Below are 23160 nucleotides of genomic sequence, written 5' to 3' on the forward strand. Positions count from 1 at the left end.
CATGACAACATTAAACGACTTACATTCAATATCGTCAACCTTTTCGAATACCGATAAAATGCCGGTGCTGTTTTTAGGACATGGCAGCCCGATGAATGCTATTGAAGAGAATCAGTTTGTGGCTGGTTTTCGAAATTTGGCTAAAACTTTGCCACAGCCCAATGCGATTTTGTGTATTTCGGCACATTGGTTTACAAACGGAACAAAAGTAACGTCAATGCAAGTGCCAAGAACCATTCATGATTTTGGAGGTTTTCCGCAGGCTCTTTTTGATGTGCAATATCCTGCAGCAGGAAGTCCTGAACTGGCTTTGGAAACTCAAAAAATATTAGAACCTGTTCATGTAGATTTAGATGAACATTGGGGTTTGGATCACGGCGCCTGGAGTGTAATCAAGCATTTATATCCTGAAGCGAATGTTCCGGTAATTCAGTTGAGTATTGACTACACAAAATCAGGTCAGTCTCATTTTGAGTTGGCTCAGAAACTTCAGTCGCTTCGTCATAAAGGTGTTTTGATTATCGGAAGCGGGAATATCGTTCACAATTTACGTTTGGTTGATTTCAGAAATTTTGATAAAGATAATTACGGTTTCGATTGGGCAATTGAAGCCAGGGAAACTATTAATAATCATTTATTGGATGGAAATTTTCTGCCTTTGATTAATTTTGAAAAAATGAATAAAGCAACTCAATTGGCGATTCCAACTCCGGAACATTACTTGCCTTTGCTTTACACTTTGGGTCTAAAAGAAGAATCAGAAGAGCTGACCTTGTTTAATGATAAATTACTGGCAGGTTCATTGAGTATGACTTCGGTAAAAATTATGTAGAAATACTTTGTGAATCTCCGAGAAATCTTTGTGTCTCTCTGTGAAAAAGCGATAACACAAAGCTGCACAAAGATTTCACTAAGACTCGCAAAAGAAAAAAAATTAACTTTGAGGATGAGATTAGCTTGCGCTCAGTTCGCTGCGCTAGAGTGCTTAATTCCTCGCAATGACTATAGAATGAAAATAATAGCTGTAATTCCGGCAAGATATGCCTCAACACGGTTTCCTGCTAAACTGATGCAGGATCTGGGAGGAAAGACCGTGATTTTAAGAACCTACGAAGCTTCTGTCGCAACAAAATTATTTGACGACGTTTTTGTAGTAACCGATTCTGACTTAATTTTTAATGAAATTATTGCTCATGGCGGAAAAGCCATTATGAGTATTAAGGAACACGAATCAGGAAGCGACAGAATTGCCGAAGCTATTGCTAATTTAGATGTTGATATCGTGGTGAATGTCCAGGGTGATGAACCTTTTACAGAAGCCGGACCGTTGGAACAGGTTTTGTCAGTCTTTAAAAATGACCCGGATAAAAAAATAGATTTGGCTTCATTGATGCGTGTAATCACTGATGAAGATGAAATCAATAATCCGAATCATGTGAAAGTGGTTGTTGATCAGTCGCAGTTTGCCTTGTATTTTTCACGTTCTGTAATTCCGTATCCGAGGGACAAGGATGTTGGTGTACGTTATTTTCAGCACATCGGAATTTATGCTTTTAGAAAACAGGCTTTATTAGATTTTTACAGTCTGCCGATGAAATCTCTGGAAGCTTCCGAAAAACTGGAACAGCTGCGTTATTTGGAATTCGGAAAACGTATTAAAATGGTTGAAACGACCCATGTAGGAATTGGAATTGACACGGTTGAAGATTTGGAAAAGGCGAGGGCAATTTTGAATTCTAAATAAATGCTGAGATGAACATGAGTTTTTACGGATTCGCTAAGCGAAAACGCGGATTGATGCGGATTTCGTTTTGCGAAGAACGAAGCAATCCCATTTGCTGAATCACATGTTATGTTAGTGTGGTTGTTTCGTTCCTCAATGATTAACATATAAAAAAATCTTATATAATAGAGTATCATAGCCCTAATAGACGTGGAAATCGTGCCGGTCCCGATACTATTGGGAGCATAAAAGATTGCAACAGATAGCGGGAAATAGCTCCTGACCTTAGTCTTCCAAAACTAAAAAAGCTCCAATTCATAATTGATTGGAGCTTTTTTTATAGTAATACTGAATAAATTCTTAGTATAAAACAGGAAATTTCGAAGGATTGACTTCATGCATCATATCATAAACCTTTTCGAAAATATCTTCGACAGAAGGCTTTGAGAAATAATCCCCATCAGTTCCGTAAGCTGCTCTGTGTGCTTTTGCAGCAAGGGTTTGTGGTTTGCTGTCCAGATATTTATAAGCATCCTGCTGGTCAATAATTTGCTGCAAAATAAAGGCTGAGGCGCCACCTGGTACATCTTCATCGATTACCAGCAAACGGTTTGTCTTGGCAATACTTTTTACAATATCCTGATTGACATCAAAAGGAAGCAATGACTGAATATCGATTACTTCACAATCAATTCCTAATTCCAGTAATTCGTTTGCGGCCTGTTCAACCAATCTCAAAGTTGAGCCGTAGGAAACCAAAGTAATATCTGAACCTTCTTTTAGCGTTTCAATTACGCCGATTGGTGTTTTGAATTCACCAAAATTCAATGGTGTTTTTTCTTTTAAACGGTAACCATTCAAACATTCGATTACCAAAGCCGGTTCGTCACACTCTAAAAGGGAGTTGTAAAAACCTGCTGCCTGTGTCATGTTTCTCGGAACCAAAACGTGAATACCACGAATGGCGTTGATGATCATTCCCATTGGTGAACCAGAATGCCAGATGCCTTCTAAACGGTGGCCGCGGGTTCTGATAATTAAGGGGGCTTTTTGCTTCCCGACAGTTCTGTATTGAAGTGTAGCCAAATCATCACTCATGATTTGAATCGCGTATAATAAATAATCTAAGTACTGAATTTCAGCAATCGGCCGTAAACCTCTCAAAGCCATTCCGATTCCCTGTCCAATAATAGTGGCTTCACGAATTCCGACATCGGCAACACGAAGTTCTCCGTATTTCTCCTGCATACCTTCAAGCCCCTGATTAACATCGCCAATGTTTCCTACATCTTCACCAAAAATCAGCGTTTCCGGATATTTGGTAAACAAAGCATCGAAATTATCGCGAAGAATCATTCGGCCATCCAAATCAGGTTTTGCATTTTCTGCATATTCAGGCAGTACTTTTTTAACTGAAAAAACATTTGACTCTGATTCAGAGTATAAATTGCTGCTGAATCTTGGCTGTGTTAAGGCAATATAGTTCGTTATCCAATTTGATACTAAAACCTTGTTGTTAGGCACTTCTACAAAACGCAATATTCGTCTCGTAATCATTAGCATTTCCTTTTTCAAAGGATTTTTAATGGCACTTAATTCCGATATGTACTTTTGAATTTTATCTTTATGGTTGATACTTGCACTGGCAATTTCTTCCAATAAAGCTAAAAGATTTTTTTGATCTTCAATAATCGGATTGATGAAGGAGTTCCAGGCTTCTTTTTTAGCTTCTAAAACTTCTTTTTTAGCTTCTGCATCAATTTCTTCCAATTCTTCTGGTGATGCAATATTGATGGCAATCATCCATAATCGCATTTGTCGGATACAATCGTAATTCTTCTCCCAGGCAAGTCTTTCTCCATTTTTGTAACGCTCGTGCGAGCCTGAAGTTGAATGCCCTTGTGGTTGTGTCAGTTCGTTTACGTGAATCAAAACCGGAACATGTTGTTCACGCGCAATGGCACCAGCTTTTTCATAAGTTGAAACCAACTCTGCATAATCCCAGCCTTTTACCCTGAAAATTTCATATCCGTTAGAATCTTCGTCGCGTTGGTATCCTTTTAAGATTTCAGATATATTTTCTTTTGTAGTCTGATGTTTCGCATGGACAGAAATTCCGTATTCATCATCCCAAACGCTCATTACCATCGGAACCTGTAAAACTCCTGCAGCATTTATGGTTTCAAAAAACAACCCTTCAGAAGTACTGGCGTTTCCAATAGTTCCCCAGGCTACTTCGTTTCCGTTTACAGAAAATTTGTCTTTGATTTTGATGTCCTCAACATTTCTGTAAATTTTAGAAGCCTGCGCTAATCCCAATAGTCTTGGCATTTGCCCGGCTGTTGGTGATATATCTGCGCTTGAATTTTTTTGTTTTGTTAAATCTTTCCAGGTGCCGTCTTCGTTTAAACTGTGTGTTACAAAATGTCCGCCCATTTGTCTTCCGGCTGACATTGGTTCTGATTCTATATCAGTATGACCATATAAACCTGCAAAAAACTGTTTTGGAGTAAATTCGCCAATTGCCATCATAAAAGTCTGGTCACGGTAGTATCCGGAACGAAAATCCCCGTTTTTAAAAGCTTTTGCCATGGCAAGCTGCGGAACCTCTTTGCCATCACCAAATATTCCAAATTTGGCTTTTCCTGTCAATACTTCTTTGCGGCCTAAAAGACTGCATTCCCGACTGGTAACAGCAATTTTGTAGTCATTTAATACTTCAGTTTTGAAATCCTCGAAGGTTAATGTTGTATTGCTTTTTTCTGTAATCATAATCTGGAATGGGTCATGTTTAGATTGCAAAATTACTCAAAAACTATCAATAATCATAATTCATTAAAATAAATATAATTTAATTATTTGTATGTAAATTCTAAAAACTACGTATTTTTTTTAGATTATTTGTATCTAAAATGGATTATTAGTGATAATAGTTTATGTTTTTGTTTAAATTTTAATTAATTAAAACCATTTTCGGGTAAAAAGATTGATTAATGTTTTGGGAGATAATGTGATAACAAATCGTATTTTTTCGTTGTATTTGTTTTGAGAAACCTCCCATCCATTATTAGAATAGACTGGAAAATAGAGCTCAAAATAGTCTGGAACCAGATTTAATCGAACACCACTATCATAAACAAAGTTTTCGTTTTGATGTTTACTTTTCAGGAATCCAATGTCTCCGTAAACCTCAATCCAGTTCCAAAGCGAATAACTGGCATTCAAAGTGGTTATCCATTGGTTGGTGTATGAAGGATTTAATTTTGATTTAAATCCACCTTCAGCCATTACAAATTGTTGACTGAAAAAACCGGTACTTTCTGATCTGCCATAAAAATTATAGTCGAATAAGTAATCTGTTGGTCTGTCTAAACCGAAGCTGAAATAATCTGAATTTGTTCTATTGTATAAAAAGCTTCCCGCATATAATCTTAGATTTAGTCTGCGATTATCATCAAATAACCTTCTGTATTCAATTTCTCCGGACAGTTTTCCGAAATTACCGGAAAATTGCACATCTGTCATAAAACTAAAATGATTAATCAATTCGGTTTTTGTATTGATGTAACGGGCATTGAAAACGGAGTAATTTGGTTTTGAATTATCTGTTATAAATTCGCTTGCTTCTCGATTTACAATTACCTGGCGTAACATAATAAGCTGTTTTCTGTTGTCCCTGAAATTTTCTTCCCGAATTCGCAATTGCACCATTGGATTTAATCTGAAATAAGTGGCGTCCGGTGCGTAATGAAAATAGTTCTGACTTACAGAATATCTTACATTATATAATGTACTGTTTCGATAATTGTGGTTGTATGAAAAGGCAGAAGAACCTGATATTGTTCCTGTATTAAGAGAATACGCAGGATTGATATCAAACATAAAGGGTTTGTCTAATATCGTTTTGTTATGAAATCGTATTCCCGGTGTAAAACCGTCATATAAATTATAGGTAAGTGTAGGCATGTATAAAACCTGATTGTAATATGGGTCTTCCAGGTCTTTTAGGAAGTTAAATTTTACAGGACGATTCGTTATTTTTACACTTTTTAATGATTTCCAGTTGTTTCTTAAATTATATTCCGGAACCTCATTATTATAATTCAGGACTATTTTATCTGCATTTTGTCTTTCAAATGTATAAATCGAATCAGTATTTTTAGGCTCGATCCATTTTTTAAAAATTACTTTGTTTTTTTGGAGACCGTATATCGGAATCGGGGCAAATACATTCGTTTTGTTTTTTACAGAGAACTGTATGCTGTCTTTTGTTCTTGATACATCCGAAAATTTGTAATCGATAATGTCGCGTGATTCAATAATAGTTTTAAAAAACCAATCAATATTTTTGGGAGAATTTTTCGTTACGATTTCTTCAAAATCATATCTGTCCGCTTGTTGTGTTTTGTTCAGGCCGTAAAACTCCTGAATGCTTCGGAGTACAATATCATCATTAAGGTAATCATCTAAATAGCTCAGGCTTAAACCAGCCCGGTATTTACCGGCAATTTGTTCGTTGAATTTTATCAAAGTGTTTTTTGGATTTCCGATTGGCTGATCCAGATTTTTTCGGGCCATCAGCATATAATAATAACTGTATTGCTGATTAAAAGTCAGATGGGTAACGTTATAACTTTTCAGAATTTTCATATTCGAAAGGTTCCCCAGCATTCTTTGGTCCAAATGGTTTTCTTCCATGTATTTCATCATGGTATAAATCTGAATTCCGTCATAAATCCAGTTGTCTTTTCGCGGATCTAAACGCAGGCTGTTTTTTAAATAATTATTCAGATAGGTTTTTAAGAATGTAATTTCAAAGACAAATTCATCCGAAAACGGACTGATAAATGAAGGCAACTGATTAAGTCCGTAAAACGGATTTCTATCATAATCAGCCTGAGAAACTGTTATTTTTTGATGGGGATATTTTCCAATCATTGTACTCGCAAAAGTCACAATCCGATTAATAATAATCGCTTTTTGAATTTCATCGAGTTTTTTGTTTTTTAGATTAGTGAGGATTTCTATTGAACCGTTTTCATAGCTCTTAAAACTGTTTTGCTTCTCGATAAACAAATTAAAATCGGTTCTGTGATTTCCTGAAAATAAATAAGTAGTAAATTGAGCATTTGTTGCATCTGTAGCAACTGAATTCAAATCTGTTGTAATGGAATAATTACCTGGTATTTTTATTGAAATGGTGTAATTACAATTAGTATTTGCAATATCGTCGAGATTGAAATTATTGTACTTTATGAATTCATGATTTTCAAAACGGGCCGGACTCAGGAACCAGTTTTTCAAATTCATTCCACCATTTTGGTCGTATCCGTAACGCGTAAATTTATCACTCGGGATTTTTGAAATATAAGTAAGGTCCAGATTGATTTTTTCACCGGGATAAAGTTTTTGTTTCAGTTTTACGATAATAAAATCAGGATTTTTTTCGGTTCTTTCCCATTCAAAAGCTAAATTATCAGCATCTGTCAGATTCAGGATTGTAGTACTTCCACGCTCTTCGGCTTTAGCCAAATGAAAACCGCGATAAAATTCATCAGAAAAACGTCTGGCCAAAGGTGTGTTTTTATCAGAAAAAGCATTGTTCCAGTCATTCAGGACAATTGTCGTAAGTGTGTCTTTTGAAGTATTATGATACGCAATTTCCTGTTTTACATTCAACGTTTTAAGCTCAAGATTTACCGCCACTTCCATCTTAGACTGATGCTGGGCGTACTGTTTTATCGAGCTGAATAAAACGAAAAGGAAAAATATAATTTTATAAAATGCTTTCAATGAGGGCTTAAAATTTTAGAATATAACTTAAGTTACGGACTTATGGCTGTTTTGGTTTTAGTGTAAAAATAGTATAAAAAAAGCTGTTTAAAAAACAGCTTTCATTTTTTGTAATTTTACCATATGAGTGATATAAGAAAATATAAGTTACGCCTTTTTCAACACAAAGATTAAATGAGCTTATATGACTTATATAGTAGAAAAAAACATTAGAAATTCGGACTTAAATCGTATTTCTTATAGAATTTATCAAGAACGTCAACTACTTCATCTTCAGTGTCAACGATCTTGAATAAGTTCAAATCGTCCGGACTGACAGTTTGCATTTTCTCCACCAAAACTGTTTTTACCCATTCGATCAGTCCTGACCAAAATTCAACTCCAACCAGAATAATAGGGAATTTTCCAATTTTTTTAGTCTGAATCAAGGTTATCGCCTCAAACATTTCGTCTAAAGTTCCAAAACCACCCGGCATCACCACAAAACCTTGCGAATATTTTACGAACATTACCTTTCTTACGAAAAAGTAATCAAAATTCAGGTTTTTATCATGATCGATATAGGGGTTAAAATGCTGTTCAAAAGGCAGTTCGATATTCAGGCCAACTGAAGTTCCGCCGCCTAAGTGTGCGCCTTTATTTCCGGCTTCCATAATTCCGGGACCCCCGCCCGTTATTACGCCATAACCGGCTTTACTAATTTTATAAGCAATTTTCTCGGCCAATAAATAATATTTATCGTCCGGTTTTGTTCTCGCTGATCCAAAAATAGATACACACGGACCAATACGTCCCATGCTTTCATAGCCGTTTACAAATTCAGCCATGATTTTAAAAATTGCCCAACTGTCATTGGTTCTGATTTCATGCCACGATTTTTGTTTCAAACGGTCCTGAATTACTTTATCTTCATCATTATCAAAATCTTCTAATCTCATTTTAGGTATTTTATAATTTATATTTTTCAGGAGCTGTTCCTGCTGTCCGCTATATCCTTTGTGCTCCCGATAGCATCGGGACCGCCACAAAAGGATACTGCTCTCATCTGGCCAGGGCACCTGTTTTTAATTGAATTCGGTTTATAAAAAGAATTAATACTTTTGTTCTTCAATTGATTTGGTAATGTTGCTTATAACTTTTCCGGTATGCTCTGTAGTTTTAGATTCGATGAGCATTATTAAACATTCCTCAACCGATGAAATCCTGTGATTTATACCTTTCTTTACCACAAGCAAATCACCTTTACTCATTGTGAACGATGGTTGGTTTTCAATTTCCATTAAAAGCTCACCATCTACAATATAAAATAATTCATCTTCATTTTCGTGATTGTGCCAGGGTATTTCCTGACCTTTTATTTTAGCCACTTTAATATATTGATCATTCACTTCATCAATTATTTTAGGTGAAAAGTAATGCTCAACACTGCTGAATTTTTCTTTTAGTTTCATAGATTTTATTTAATAGATTATGTCAAAATCAAAAACTTTGACAAAAATGGCGTACTAAATTACTGCTTTTTTTGAGAATTGTTACAAAAAGTAAATTTATAATCTAAAAGTAATGGTGATATAATGGTGAAATCCAGGTTTTTATTTCATTATCAAATAATTACAATAAGTGAAATCTCTAATTATAATTTTTAATACGTATCGTTGCAATGGAACTCAACTAATTTTGCGTATAAAAAATTCCCAACGGATTTCGATTCCTCATAATTTAGACACAGACAAATAAAGGGCCATCGGTTCGATTCATATTGTAGTGACGGATTTTATTCCGTCATAAAATATTCGCACAACAAAAATGATCCATGAGGCAGATCAATATTGCAACAGCCTGTTTTTTCGATCCTTTGCAGATATAATGAAGATCCTGTTATTCCAATTCCTTTTTCAAAAATTTAGCCGTATAGCTTTTTTTATTTTTTGCTACTTCTTCAGGAGTTCCTTTCGCAATTAATTGTCCGCCGCCTTTTCCGCCTTCCGGGCCGATATCAATAATATAATCTGCAAGTTTGATAACGTCCATATTATGTTCGATTACTAAGATGGTATTTCCTTTATCAACCAGTTTATTGATCACATCCATCAAAACGCGAATATCTTCAAAATGCAATCCTGTCGTAGGTTCATCCAAAATATAAAAAGTATTTCCGGTATCTTTTTTAGACAATTCTCCGGCAAGTTTTATACGTTGTGCTTCACCACCCGAAAGCGTTGTACTTTGCTGACCAAGCGTAATATATCCTAAACCAACATCCTGAATCGTTTTTACTTTTCGGTAAATCTTCGGAATCATTTCAAAAAACGGAACTGCTTCATCAACCGTCATGTTCAGCACATCCGAAATAGACTTTCCTTTGTATCGAATTTCTAATGTTTCCCTGTTAAAACGTTTACCCTGACAGGTTTCGCATTCTACATACACATCAGGAAGAAAGTTCATTTCGATAGTTCGAACACCTGACCCTTCGCAGGTTTCGCAGCGTCCGCCTTTTACGTTAAAACTAAAACGTCCGGCTTTGTAACCACGAATCATACTCTCAGAGGTCATCGTAAACAAATTCCTGATTTCGGTAAAAACTTCGGTATAAGTCGCCGGATTCGAACGTGGCGTTCTTCCAATCGGACTTTGGTCAATATCAATTACTTTGTCAATATGTTCTAAACCTTCAATTTTTTTGTACGGTTGTGGTTTTTTCACACCGTTAAAATAATAAGCATTCAAAATAGGGTAGAGCGTTTCGTTTATCAAAGTCGATTTTCCGCTACCTGAAACTCCGGTTACGCAAATTAATTGCCCTAAAGGTAATTCGATAGAAACATTTTTTAGGTTGTTTCCGGTTGCTCCCGTCAGTTTTAAAAACTTGCCATTTCCTTTGCGACGTTCTTTCGGAATCTCTAATTTCATTGTACCGTTCAAATATTGAGCGGTAATCGTATTCGATTTTAGAGTCTCAGCCGGAGTTCCAATGCTTATGATCTCTCCTCCATATTTTCCGGCTTTTGGTCCAATATCAATTACATAATCGGCACGTTCTATCATGTCCTTGTCATGTTCAACAACAATAACGGAATTTCCGATATCACGTAATTGTTCTAATGAATGAATCAGTTTTTCATTGTCTCTTTGATGTAAACCAATACTCGGCTCATCCAAAATATACAAAACACCAACCAACTGCGAACCAATTTGTGTTGCCAATCGAATACGTTGTGCCTCACCACCAGAAAGTGATTTTGAACTTCGGCTTAATGCCAGATAATTTAAACCAACATTCATCAGGAAGTTCAAACGGTCTTTTATTTCCTTGACTACTTCAGAAGCAATCAAAAGTTGTTTGTCTGATAAATGACTGTTTAAATCCTGAAACCAGACAGTTAAGTCTGAAATATCCATATCACACAATTCAGTGATATTTTTTTCATTAACTCTAAAAAACTGCGCTTCTTTTTTTAAACGGGAACCATCACAAACCGGACAATTCACTTCGTCCATGAAATCTTTTGCCCAACGTTTTATGGTTGTAGATGAAGTTTCATCAAATTGATTTTTTATGAAATTGGATATTCCTTCAAAATCAATTTTATAATCACGGGTTACGCCTAAATCTTTTGAATTTACAACGAATTTATCTTTTCCACCGTGAAGAATCATTGTCATGGCTTCTTCCGGAATTTTCTCAATAGCATCTGTTATTTTAAATCCAAATTTTTCTCCAATAACTTCTAATTGCTTGAAAATCCAGGATGATTTGTATTCGCCAAGCGGAGCAAAACCACCGCTTTTGATTGATAGTTTAGGATTCGGAATAATTTTCTTAACGTTGATTTCGTGAACTGTTCCTAATCCGTTACAATGCGGACAAGCTCCTTTTGGAGAGTTGAACGAAAATAAATTCGGTTCTGGGTTCTGATACGAAATTCCAGTTGTAGGACACATCAAATTCCTGCTGAAATAACGCACTTCATTCGAATCCTGATCTAAAATCATTAAGACATTTTCGCCGTGATGCATTGCTGTATTGATACTTTCAGACAAGCGCTTTTGATTGTCTTCTGTGTTTTCAATCAACATTCTGTCAACTACAATTTCGATATCGTGGGTTTTGTAACGATCTAATTTCATTCCCGAAACTAAATCCTGCACTTCGCCATTAACACGGACTTTCAAAAATCCCTGTTTGGTAATTTGCTGGAATAATTCGGCATAATGCCCTTTTCTGGCTCTAATAATCGGAGCCAGAATATTAATTCGTTTTCCGTTGAAATCCTGCATGATCAAATCTTTAATTTGATCATCAGAATACGAAACCATTTTTTCGCCAGTATTGTAACTATAAGCGTCAGCGCCACGGGCGTATAATAATCTTAGGAAGTCATATATTTCAGTAATAGTTCCAACGGTCGAACGCGGGCTTTTACTGGTTGTTTTTTGTTCAATCGCAATAACTGGTGAAAGTCCATCAATTTTATCAACATCCGGACGCTCCAAACCGCCAAGAAACTGCCTGGCATAAGCCGAAAAAGTTTCTACATAACGACGCTGTCCTTCAGCATAAATAGTGTCAAATGCCAAAGATGATTTTCCTGAGCCAGATAAGCCGGTAATAACAACCAGTTTTTCTCTCGGAATTGAAATATCGATATTTTTTAGATTATGAACTCTTGCGCCAAGAACTTCAATAGTATTGTCTTTTTCTAACATAAATTTGAGCAAAACGCAAAGTTACCATTTTGATTTATTCTTTTTACCCTAGAGTAGAGAAGTTTATGTTAAAAATTGTAACAAAAAACGCCAGTCTATGCTAGCGTTTTCGTTTTCTATTCGTCATATATTCTTCAATGGCTTCTTTGGTGGTATACCAATTTCGACCTTCCTTATAAGCATCAATTTTACCGGTTCTGGCTAACAGACTAACATATTCCTGACCGTAATGAGCACTTGGTTCACTCACAATATCTGATATTTTCTGGTAATCATTATCACTATCAGGCATTGCGTTCAAATAAATATTAAGTGTGCGTTCTAATGCCTGGCACATCAAAAGCGTTAGTTTTTGATAATTGCCATTGTTCGCCTGATTGAGTGCTTCATAATATTTTTTCCTGTCATTTTTAAGAATGATAGCAGGAGGAAAACCACAACGCATTAATAACAAATTCATGCTCAAGCGAACTGTTCGGCCATTTCCCTCAAAGAAAGGATGAATCCAGACTAATTTATGATGGTAAATCGTAGCCAGTTCAATATCGTTTAAGCCTAATGGATTGGTATTGCTAAAATCAATTAATTCATCAAGATAATCTGAAACTTTATTAGCATTTGGAGGCATAAAATTAGCTTCTGAAATTCGAACTCCACCATTACGCAATCGTCCGGCAAAATCATCTTCAATAGAGCGCAAAACCAATCCGTGTATCGAAAGAATATCAATGCTTCGAAGTTTGTAGGTATCATCAACAATTGAATAGAGATAATCAATAGCCTTATCGTGATTGTAAGTTTCAAAATGCTCCCGAAGCGATTTTCCTTTAATAGTAATTCCTTCCTGAATAACCATTTGGGTTTCTCGCAAACTCATGGTGTTTCCTTCGATACTATTCGAATTGTAAGTCCATTCTAAGGATAAACTCTCGCGAATTTTATACAAGGCAATATTTGGCAGTGGTCTGCTATTTTGCAAATCCAGCCTTTTTTGGTACAATCGGTCAAAAGTTGATTGAAATTCGGTTCTATATGTCAGGTCTATATTCCACATTACCCAACAAAAATACTTTTTAATATCGGATAACAAAAAAATTTACTTATCCGATATTAATTTATTCAATTGTCATAGAACGCAACTTGGTTCTATAAGCTTCAAGCGCTATAGATTTGGAAATGAAACCATAGTATTTATCGTCCCGTAAAACGGGTAGAAATGCGGATTTAGAGATTTCAAATTTCCGCATGACAATTTCCATACTATCGTATGAATAAATTGTGGCTGCAGGAGTTTTCATAATATCTTTAATCATAGTATATTTTACACGATACGGATTAAAAATAATCTCCCGGATATCATTAAAATGTACAACACCAACAAGTTCATTTTCCTTGTTTACGACAGCAAAAACAACCTGATTGGAATGGGAAATAAGATCAACCAGTTTGCTTAGGTTTTCATTCGGTGAAACCGTTAAATAATCGGTTTGAATTATGCGATTAATATCTAAAGTTGAAAGAATATTCGAATCTTTATTACTCGTAAAGGCATGTCCTTTTTTAGCCAGGTTTTTTACATCAAGAGAATATTTTTCGAAGCGTTTTGATATCGCAAAACTTATAGATGAAACAATCATAAGAGGAATCATAAGGCTATAGCCTCCGGTAATTTCTGCTATCAAGAAAATTGCGGTAAGCGGTGCATGAAACAATCCACTTAAAATACCTGCCATTCCTACCATGGTAAAATTGCTGATTGGTAATTGGGATAAGCCTGTCAGACTAATAAATTTTGAAAAAAAATAGCCTAAATATGAGCCTAAAAACAGGGATGGGGCAAAATTCCCTCCATTTCCCCCGCTTCCAATAGTTAATCCTGAAGCAAAAACTTTCACCATCATAGTACATCCTACAAAAAGAAGTAAAACCCATTGGTTATTTCTGAAATCGCCAAATAAAGTATTATCCAATAATTGTCCCGGATCATTTTCAGATAAGGTTTTAATACTTTCATAACCTTCTCCAAAAAGAGTTGGGAAAATAAAAATCAGAGCTGCCAAAATTGAAGATCCAAATAAAGCTTTTTTATAAGGATTCATTTTTAATGTAGAAAAATAGTGCTCCACTTTCTGAAAATTTCTGGAATAATATATTGCTACCAGTCCCGTTAGTATTCCTAAAATTACATAGAAAGGAATATTATTGTAATCAAATGTTTCCTGTTTTTTAAAGGAAAGAAGAATAGTTTCATCCAGTAGTATTGCAGAAACTAATGCGCCTGTAGCAGCAGAAATCATAATAGGGGTGAATGCTGAAATACTAACATCTACCAATAAAACTTCGATTGCAAACAGAACACCGGCAATAGGTGCATTAAATGCGGCAGCAATTCCTGCGGCAACACCACAGCCAATCAGTAAAGTTCTGTCCTTGTAAGGCAGTTTGTAATTTTGAGCATAATTTGATCCAAATGCAGCACCTGTAATAACAATAGGACTTTCCAGTCCGGCAGAACCTCCTAAACCAACTGTCAGGGAACTTGTAACGATCTGAGCATACATTTGCTTTTTCGGAATGATGCTGGCTTTTTTAGCGACAGCATATAAAATTTGAGAAGTCCCTTTTTGAATGTTTCCGTGTAAAACCTTTTTAACAACAAAAACAGTCAGCAAAATACCAATTATGGGTAAAATACTATTGATAAAACTCAACTTTAAAATTCCGTTGATATAAGTTGCAAACGAAAAAACGCTATGGGCAAATGTTTTTAAGATGATTACTGCAAGAGAACAGGATATACCTACTAAAACACTCGATAAAAAGATAAATTGTTTTGGGGTCAATATAGATTGCCCCAAAGCTATAATGCTTTCTAGTTTCCGAAAAAAAAGTCTTAACATTATCTTTAAAAAGTTAGGTGTACTGCAAATTTAGCTTTAAAGATTTGAAATTATTATAATAAATCTATTTAAAATTATAATCTGCCAAAATCGGCTTACAAGCAATCTTTTCTAATTTATTAATCGTATGATTTTGAGCTTAAAAAGCTAATAATGTTTTATAATGAAAGTAATTTTTGTTTGGAATGTGTTTTTATGTCTTCAAAAAACAACGTAAATTCCTGTTCAAATTCCGAATAAAATTCTTTCAGGTCTTCGCTTGCAAATTGCATTTTTGATACATTTTTTGACCTCATGTCCATTTGTGTCAAAATTTGATGAATGCCACCTACTGTCTGATAACTCAAAAGCCAATTTTGTTCAATCATATACAGCATCATTCCCTGAGTTCTTTCCGTCAGAATATCATAATTTTCATGTAATGATTTGTAAAATCTATTAATGAAATCCTCCAGTTTTTCATCAGAATATTTAGTCCAGTTTTTGGCTAAAAAATGATCATATACAATATCTACAATCACACCGGAATAATGATGATATTTTTCGTGCAATCGCTTGGTGCTTTGTCTGAAAACATCATGAGAATCGGTGTAAGTATCAATAAAACGATGTAAAATGATTCCTTTTTGAACATCCTCAGGAAAATGCTCAAAATGCTTCCCGCGAATTCCATCGGCCATAAAATTACCAATCTTTATTAAATCATTATCACCAGAAAGATATATGTGGGCTAGAAAGTTCATTTTTTGAGGTACTAAAGGGTTCTGATAAGCTAAGTCGCTAAATTCATTCTTGTAAATGTATAAAAACTTTTTTAAATCATTTTTTAGAATGCCTGCTTAGTATTTAAACTTAACATTTAATATTATTTTGAAATCTTAGTAGCATAGCACCTAAGTAACTCATCAACTTTTTTATATTTGTAACTGGTAACCATAACTCACAAAAATGACTTTAATAAAATCGATATCAGGAATACGTGGAACTATTGGAGGTAAAGTAGGAGATAACCTGACTCCTGTTGATGCTGTAAAATTTGCATCGGCCTACGGAACCTTTCTGAAAAATAATACTTCAAAAGAAAAATTAACGGTTGTAATTGGTCGTGATGCCAGAATTTCCGGCCCAATGATTCATAACTTAGTTGTAAACACTTTAATTGGTTTAGGAATTAACGTAATTGATCTAGGGCTTTCAACAACGCCAACTGTAGAAATTGCTGTTCCTTTGGAAAAAGCAGATGGCGGAATTATTTTAACCGCTTCTCATAATCCTAAACAATGGAATGCCTTGAAATTATTGAATGCAAAAGGAGAGTTTTTGAGCGGAGATGAAGGCGCTAAAATTTTAGAAATTGCCGATGCTGAGGCTTTCGATTTCTCGGATGTTGATAATTTGGGAGAAATCACGATAAATGATGCTTATATGGACATTCATATCGACGAGGTTTTAAATTTGTCTTTAGTAGATGTTGAAGCTGTAAAATCGGCTAAATTTAAAGTGGTTGTTGATGGAGTAAATTCGTCAGGTGGTATTATTATTCCAAAATTACTTGAATTAATGGGGGTTGAGGTAGTGAAATTATACTGTGAACCAAATGGGCATTTTCCTCATAATCCGGAACCTTTAAAAGAGCATTTAACTGATATTTCTGAATTGGTAGTAAAAGAAAAAGCCCATTTAGGCGTAGTTGTTGATCCGGACGTAGATCGTTTAGCATTTATTTGCGAAGACGGAGAAATGTTTGGAGAAGAATACACATTGGTAGCTTGTGCCGATTATGTTTTGAGTAAAACTCCCGGAAACACAGTTTCGAATATGTCTTCATCCCGTGCATTACGCGATGTAACAGTTGGTCATAATGGAAACTACGAAGCCAGTGCAGTAGGCGAAGTGAATGTGGTTGAATTAATGAAAAAAAATAATGCTATTATCGGAGGAGAGGGAAATGGTGGAATTATTTATCCTGAGTCGCATTATGGAAGAGATAGTTTGGTAGGAGTGGCTTTGTTTTTGACGCATTTGGCTCATAAAAAAATATCGGTTTCTGCATTGAGAGCTTCCTATCCTGAATATTATATGAGTAAAAATAAAATTGAATTAACACCACAAATTGATGTTGATGCAATTTTAATAGCTATGACTGAAAAATATAAAAATGAAGATATCACCACAATTGATGGTGTTAAAATTGATTTTGCTGCTGAATGGGTTCATTTAAGAAAATCAAATACAGAACCTATTATCCGAATTTATACTGAAGCTCCATCTCAGGAGAAAGCTGATGTTTTGGCATTGCGAATTATTGATGAGATAAAAGTTATTGCCGGCATTTAAGCTTGTTAATTATATAAAAAAGTTTGATGAACAAAAATCCATCAAACTTTTTTATAATTGAAAATAAATTTAATATTTTTTTACCTTCGTCAGGGCAGTTTTATAATTTTCGTTTACTTTTTCCCAATTGATTAATTTGTAAAAAGCATCGATATAACTTTTCTTTCTGTTTTGGTAATCCAGATAGTACGCATGTTCCCATAAATCAATACCTAAAATTGGTGTTCCGGGTATCAGAGCATTTCTCATTAAAGGGTTGTCCTGGTTTTCGGTTGTTGTAATTTGTAGTTTGCCTGCTTTGTCAACGACTAACCAAACCCAGCCTGAACCAAACTGTTTATTGGCCGCATTTTTGAATAGACTGGTAAGATTGCTAAAAGACCCGAATTCTTTATTAATAGATCCGGATAAAGTATCTTTTGGGGTTTGTTCTTTTGGTGTTAAAATATTGAAGTATAAAGTATGATTGTAATAACCACCTGCATTCTGTCGGAGTTTGGCATTATTCAGATCTAATTTTTTTAAGATATCTTCAATAGGGGCATTTTCAAATTCAGTTGTAGCAATTTCTTTATTTAAGTTATTCGTATAAGTTAAATAATGTTTTGAATAATGGGTTTCCATTGTCAACGATCTTATTTCAGGCGCCAATGCATTGTAAGAAAATGGTAATTTAGTAAGCTCGAAAGATCCTGGTTCGGCTTTTACGTCTTCTGGAGTCCCGATTGTTAATTTTTCTTCCTTAGTAGGTAATGGTACTTCAACAACTTCAGTCAATTTTTTATCATTACAAGAAAATAATGTAATTAATGAAGCAAAAAGCCAAAGCCGATTAAATAGATTCTTCATAATAATTATTTTGATGTTAAGGAATTAATGATTTCGATATAGTTTTCTTTAGCTTCTTCTATTGAAATATGGCTAATCTGCATCCAGGCATTCGTTTTAAAAGCATTACGTAAATCAAAATTATCAGATTGATTGTAAATGGTAGTTCCAAATGTTGCCTGTTTGTAATAGGCATATAATCTTAACTGCACATCTTGTGGCAGTGAGGCTTGTGTCATTTTTAAAGCTTTTTCAACTGCCTCTGAAAAACGAATATCTAAATCTTTTCCTGTCATTTATGCTTTTGTAGCAATAATAGTTTTGCCACCAATTGCTTTTTGGTTCAATACTACATTAATTGGAGTACCTAAAGGTAAAAATAAATCTACTCTGGAACCAAATTTTATGAAACCGGCATCTGTACCCTGTACTACCTGCATTCCTTCCTGAGCATAATTGACAATTCTGCGTGCTAATGCGCCTGCTATTTGGCGATATAAAATTTGTCCAAAGCTTTCATTTTCAATAACCACAGTGGTTCTTTCGTTTTCCTCACTTGCTTTTGGATGCCAGGCAACAAGAAATTTTCCGGGATGATATTTACTGAATTTTATGATCCCATCCATTGCATAACGTGTTACATGCACATTAATTGGAGACATAAAAATGGAAACCTGTAAACGTTTGTCTTTAAAAAATTCACCTTCGTATACTTCCTCAATTACTACAACCTTGCCATCGACAGGAGAAAGTATCTGATCAGTATTTTTGACAGCTATTCTTTTAGGATTTCTAAAAAATTGCAAAATAATAATCAAGACCAATAGGGCAGCTATCTGAACAGCCATTCTTAGCCAATAAATATCAATAAACTTGTCAGCAATTAAAAGTACGGCTACAGTAAAAACTGTACCTAATAAAATTGATTGGGCTCCTTCTTTATGAAACATAATATAAAATTTGATAAAATAAATATATAACTGGTGCTACAAATATAACACTATCTAATCGATCTAATACACCTCCGTGTCCTGGCATTATGGCACCGCTGTCTTTTACTCCCGCAATACGTTTAAATTTTGACTCAATCAAATCACCTATTGTTCCAAAAATACTGACAATTAAAGCAATTATAGTCCATATTAAAATTGATTTTTGACTGAAATCCGGATTTGGCCTGATGTATAATTTTGAAATCAAAAATCCGGTAAGAACAGCAAAAATAGCTCCACCGATAAAACCTTCAATTGTTTTTTTTGGAGAGATACGCTCAAATAATTTATGTTTTCCTATTGACTTTCCTACTATATAAGCAAAAGTATCATTTGTCCATATAAGAATAAACAGGCCAATAATAATTTTAGGATTATAATCTTTAATTCCGAAAGAAATTTTGATAATAAAAATAAATGGGAGTATGATATATCCTAAAAGATATAAATACTTGGATATGTTACTTATTTCTTGTGTGTTGTCAAACAAAAATACAATGCATTTTGTAGATATTATTAATGTGATTACAAGTAACACAATATATAAGTGATCAACATTTATAATAATTTCAATATTGTCTTTAAGAAAAATATTTAAATAATTTTCAGTTTCCATTTTGTAGAAACTGAGTAAAATAATAGCTGAATAAAGAAAAAAGGAAAAGGTTAACGAAATAATTTTATTAATCCTGACTAAATTACAAAATTCATAAGCGGCAATAACTAGAAAAATTCCAAAAAGCGCAATAAAGCTTTCAGTAGAAAACAGAATAGATGTTAGTAGCAATACAATATAAACAGCACCTGAAGTGGCTCTCTTTAGTGTTTCATTCATCTTAAAGATCTTCTAAGAGCAGTAAGTAAAGATTTTTGGCAACACTTCCGTATTGGGTAAAATCTTCTTCTTTTGCTTTTTCGAAATATTTTATTGTCGTAATATTGGTAGGATAGTCTCTTTCATATTTACGCTTTATAGCACTTAGACCATCGCTTTTCATAGGAACAATTTGACTAGTAGTTGCAATAATTACAATATTTACAGGTAATTCGTTGGGTTTGTTTTGCTTTATTTGTTTGGATGAAAATAAAATAGAACCTTCTTCGCCAATTAGGTTTTCACAGCTTGCCAATAAGAATTTTGGATTTGATGGGGAAGTGTAAAGTAATTTGTTCTCATCTAACAAATTAAAAAGAGCAGTTTCATAACATAAAACTTCACTTTCAAACCAATCGTTTTCTTCTAATATGTTTTCAAATTGATCAGCAACTTCTTGTTTGTTTTCGCAATACAAAAATTTTCCTCCATTCTTTTTAAAATTAAAAATGAATTTTTCGTCTATTGATAAATGACTATCAGAATTTGGGGTACCTGCATATTCACTTTCATGTTCTTCATCTGAAGAGGCACTTCCAGAACCAAATATTTTTTTGAAAAAACTCATTATATATGAAATACTTTACATGTTAATTGAAAACGTTCAAAGATAAAAAAATCTTAATTCAAAAGGGTGTTTTGAATTAAGATTTTAAAAAATATTAAATATTTAGTTAAAGTTTATGAGACTACTTCTCCCAAATTTTTATCAAAAGTACGTTTTCCGAAAATGTTTTCAAGATCATCTTTAAAGATTACTTCTTTTTCAATTAAAATATCGGCAAGCTGATTCAACTTGTCTTTGTTTTCTTCTAAAATATGAATGGCTCTTTGGTATTGACCTTCAATTAATTCTGAAATTTCTTTGTCAATTACTTTTGCAGTTTCATCAGAATATGGTTTAGAGAAATTGTATTCGCTTTGTCCTGTTGAATCATAATAGGTAACATTTCCTATTTTATCATTCAAACCATAAATGGTAACCATTGCACGAGCCTGACGTGTTACTTTTTCCAAATCGCTCAAAGCTCCGGTAGAAATTCTGTCAAAAGTTACTTTTTCAGCAGCTCTTCCTCCCATAGTTGCACACATTTCGTCTAGCATTTGGTCAGTTCTTACGATTTGTCTTTCTTCCGGAAGATACCAGGCAGCTCCCAAACTTTGTCCACGAGGAACAATAGTTACTTTAATAAGAGGCGCAGCATGTTCTAACATCCAGCTTACAGTTGCGTGACCAGCTTCGTGAATAGCAATTGCTCTCTTTTCGTCCGGAGTAATAATTTTATTTTTCTTTTCAAGACCACCAATGATTCTATCAACAGCATCAAGGAAATCTTGTCTGTCAACAGCAGCTTTGTTGTGACGGGCAGCAATTAAGGCGGCTTCGTTACAAACATTAGCTATATCGGCACCAGAAAATCCAGGAGTTTGCTTGGCTAAGAAATCTAAATCAAGACCCTCTACTTTTTTGATAGGAGCCAGGTGAACGGCAAATATTTCAGCTCTTTCACGAATGTCCGGTAAGTCAACAAAAATTTGTCTGTCGAAACGACCTGCACGCATTAAAGCTTTATCAAGAACGTCAGCTCTATTGGTTGCGGCCAACACAATTACGTTTGAGTTAGTGCCAAAACCATCCATTTCTGTTAATAACTGGTTCAAAGTGTTTTCTCTTTCGTCATTTCCGCCTGACATATTGCTTTTTCCTCTTGCTCTACCAACAGCGTCAATTTCATCAATGAAAATGATAGCAGGAGATTTTTCTTTTGCTTGTTTGAACAAATCACGAACACGGGATGCACCAACACCAACAAACATCTCAACAAAATCAGAACCTGATAATGAGAAGAAGGGCACTTGTGCTTCTCCTGCCACCGCTTTTGCCAATAATGTTTTACCAGTTCCCGGAGGTCCTACAAGAAGAGCTCCTTTAGGAATTTTACCTCCCAGATTAGTATATTTTTCAGGGTTTTTAAGAAACTCTACAATTTCCTGTATTTCTTCTTTTGCACCTTCAAGACCTGCTACATCTTTAAATGTAGTTTTGATATCTGTTTTTTCATCAAATAATTTAGCTTTTGATTTTCCTATGTTGAAAATTTGTCCGCCTCCGCCGGCACCTCCGCCAGACATTTTACGCATAATGAAAATCCATACACCAATAATAATGATGATTGGAAGCAGACTAATCAAAATGTCACTCCAGTTGTTTTTTTCCTGAAAAGAATAATCTTTTAATTTTTTTTCATCTACCGCTGTCTTAAGTGATTTTTCAAAATTCTGAATATCTCCGACTTTAACGATATAATGTGGACCTTTATTTAGTCCGTTAAACATATCTTTGGCAACTTTTTTATTAGCCGGGTTTTTAAGCGCAGCCTCAGTCAAAAAAACTTCAGTTTCAGATTTGTTGTAAATAATCACTTTTTCAACCTCACCTTTTTGTAAAAGCGTATTGAAATTTGGTGGAGACAATTGTATAGGTTCGCTTAAACTGGATCCTCCGGTTGCAAAACTTATAAATAAAAAGACTAAAAGTATTGCAGTATATATTAACCAGGGACTTATTTTAAATTTATTCGGATTTGGATTATTATCTTTAGCCATTAGAAGAAAGTTTCTTTAGTATTTGTTTTCGATTGTAGTTATTTTGGCATCACCCCAAAGGCTCTCGATGTTATAGTATTCACGAATATGTTTTTGGAAAACATGTACTACAATATGCACATAGTCCATTAATACCCATTCAGCATTATCAGTTCCTTCTACATGCCAGGGTTTATCTTTTAAATCTTTGGATACTGTTTTTTGAATTGAATTTACAATTGCGTTAACTTGAGTGTTAGAGCTTCCGTTGCAAATTACAAAATAGTCACAAACAGCAGTGTCTATTTCCCTTAAGTCAAGAATATCAATATCGTTTCCTTTTACTTCTTCAATTCCTTTGATTATGTTCGCCAACAGAACATCGTTATTAATAGTCTTTTTCGCCATGAATTATTT

At 34.5% G+C, this 23160-nt stretch carries 18 protein-coding genes; 3 read left to right on the plus strand and 15 right to left on the minus strand.

The genetic code is table 11. The annotated features are described in order from the left end of the window. The first annotated feature begins 1 nt into the window (after position 1). On the plus strand, positions 2–832 hold the full coding sequence (gene ygiD, locus J2W48_RS20025; protein ID WP_310283579.1) for a 4,5-DOPA-extradiol-dioxygenase: 831 nt from the start codon (positions 2–4) through the stop codon (positions 830–832). Positions 833–1009: 177 nt separating this feature from the next. Beyond that, entirely contained in the window at positions 1010–1744 is a 735-nt protein-coding gene (kdsB, locus tag J2W48_RS20030; RefSeq protein WP_310283580.1) for a 3-deoxy-manno-octulosonate cytidylyltransferase, read from the plus strand. Between the two features lie 339 nt (positions 1745–2083). On the opposite strand, the gene J2W48_RS20035 is transcribed toward kdsB, so the two are convergent. From J2W48_RS20035 to J2W48_RS20070, 8 genes are all read right to left on the minus strand, one after another. Next, the gene (locus J2W48_RS20035; RefSeq protein WP_310283581.1) at positions 2084–4495 is read right to left on the minus strand and encodes an alpha-ketoacid dehydrogenase subunit alpha/beta; all 2412 of its coding nucleotides are present in this window, start codon (positions 4493–4495) and stop codon (positions 2084–2086) included. Between the two features lie 189 nt (positions 4496–4684). After that, entirely contained in the window at positions 4685–7435 is a 2751-nt protein-coding gene (locus tag J2W48_RS20040) for a gluzincin family metallopeptidase (RefSeq protein WP_310283689.1), read from the minus strand. 290 nt (positions 7436–7725) lie between these two features. Continuing rightward, a complete protein-coding gene (locus J2W48_RS20045) occupies positions 7726–8454 on the minus strand; it encodes an LOG family protein (RefSeq protein WP_310283582.1) in 729 nt (242 codons plus the stop codon). 153 nt (positions 8455–8607) lie between these two features. Next, a complete protein-coding gene (locus J2W48_RS20050; RefSeq protein WP_310283583.1) occupies positions 8608–8967 on the minus strand; it encodes a cupin domain-containing protein in 360 nt (119 codons plus the stop codon). A 427-nt stretch (positions 8968–9394) separates the two neighbouring features. Continuing rightward, a complete protein-coding gene (gene uvrA, locus J2W48_RS20055) occupies positions 9395–12226 on the minus strand; it encodes an excinuclease ABC subunit UvrA (protein WP_310283584.1) in 2832 nt (943 codons plus the stop codon). A gap of 100 nt (positions 12227–12326) precedes the next feature. After that, positions 12327–13280 (minus strand): Fic family protein, encoded by a 954-nt coding sequence (locus J2W48_RS20060; protein WP_310283585.1) that lies wholly within the window; start codon positions 13278–13280, stop codon positions 12327–12329. A 61-nt stretch (positions 13281–13341) separates the two neighbouring features. Further along, a complete protein-coding gene (locus tag J2W48_RS20065) occupies positions 13342–15126 on the minus strand; it encodes a chloride channel protein (protein ID WP_310283586.1) in 1785 nt (594 codons plus the stop codon). 158 nt (positions 15127–15284) lie between these two features. Beyond that, positions 15285–15869, minus strand: coding sequence for an acyl carrier protein phosphodiesterase (locus J2W48_RS20070; RefSeq protein ID WP_310283587.1), 585 nt, complete (start codon positions 15867–15869; stop codon positions 15285–15287). 205 nt (positions 15870–16074) lie between these two features. Between J2W48_RS20070 and glmM the strand changes: the two genes are divergently transcribed. Next, positions 16075–17463, plus strand: coding sequence for a phosphoglucosamine mutase (glmM, locus tag J2W48_RS20075; RefSeq protein ID WP_310283588.1), 1389 nt, complete (start codon positions 16075–16077; stop codon positions 17461–17463). A gap of 69 nt (positions 17464–17532) precedes the next feature. Here the strand turns inward: glmM and J2W48_RS20080 are convergent, their stop codons facing one another. The 7 genes from J2W48_RS20080 to rsfS form a co-directional block, all read right to left on the minus strand. Further along, positions 17533–18312 (minus strand): superoxide dismutase, encoded by a 780-nt coding sequence (locus tag J2W48_RS20080; protein ID WP_310283589.1) that lies wholly within the window; start codon positions 18310–18312, stop codon positions 17533–17535. 5 nt (positions 18313–18317) lie between these two features. Beyond that, complete coding sequence (locus tag J2W48_RS20085) at positions 18318–18587, minus strand: acyl-CoA-binding protein (RefSeq protein WP_310283591.1); 270 nt, start codon at positions 18585–18587, stop codon at positions 18318–18320. Continuing rightward, complete coding sequence (locus J2W48_RS20090) at positions 18588–19241, minus strand: phosphatidylserine decarboxylase family protein (protein WP_310283592.1); 654 nt, start codon at positions 19239–19241, stop codon at positions 18588–18590. Next, positions 19231–20118: a phosphatidate cytidylyltransferase gene (locus J2W48_RS20095; RefSeq protein ID WP_310283594.1), complete on the minus strand. Its 888-nt coding sequence runs from the start codon at positions 20116–20118 to the stop codon at positions 19231–19233. The genes J2W48_RS20090 and J2W48_RS20095 overlap by 11 nt, the downstream gene beginning before the upstream one ends. Position 20119: 1 nt before the next feature. Then, positions 20120–20725, minus strand: a complete 606-nt coding sequence (locus J2W48_RS20100) for a lactate utilization protein B/C (protein ID WP_310283595.1) — start codon at positions 20723–20725, stop codon at positions 20120–20122. Between the two features lie 113 nt (positions 20726–20838). Beyond that, a complete protein-coding gene (gene ftsH, locus J2W48_RS20105) occupies positions 20839–22764 on the minus strand; it encodes an ATP-dependent zinc metalloprotease FtsH (protein ID WP_310283596.1) in 1926 nt (641 codons plus the stop codon). 15 nt (positions 22765–22779) lie between these two features. Further along, positions 22780–23151: a ribosome silencing factor gene (rsfS, locus tag J2W48_RS20110; RefSeq protein WP_007809313.1), complete on the minus strand. Its 372-nt coding sequence runs from the start codon at positions 23149–23151 to the stop codon at positions 22780–22782. Positions 23152–23160 lie beyond the last annotated feature (9 nt).

It is taken from the genome of Flavobacterium piscis (assembly GCF_031457575.1).
GTDB lineage: Bacteria > Bacteroidota > Bacteroidia > Flavobacteriales > Flavobacteriaceae > Flavobacterium > Flavobacterium piscis_A.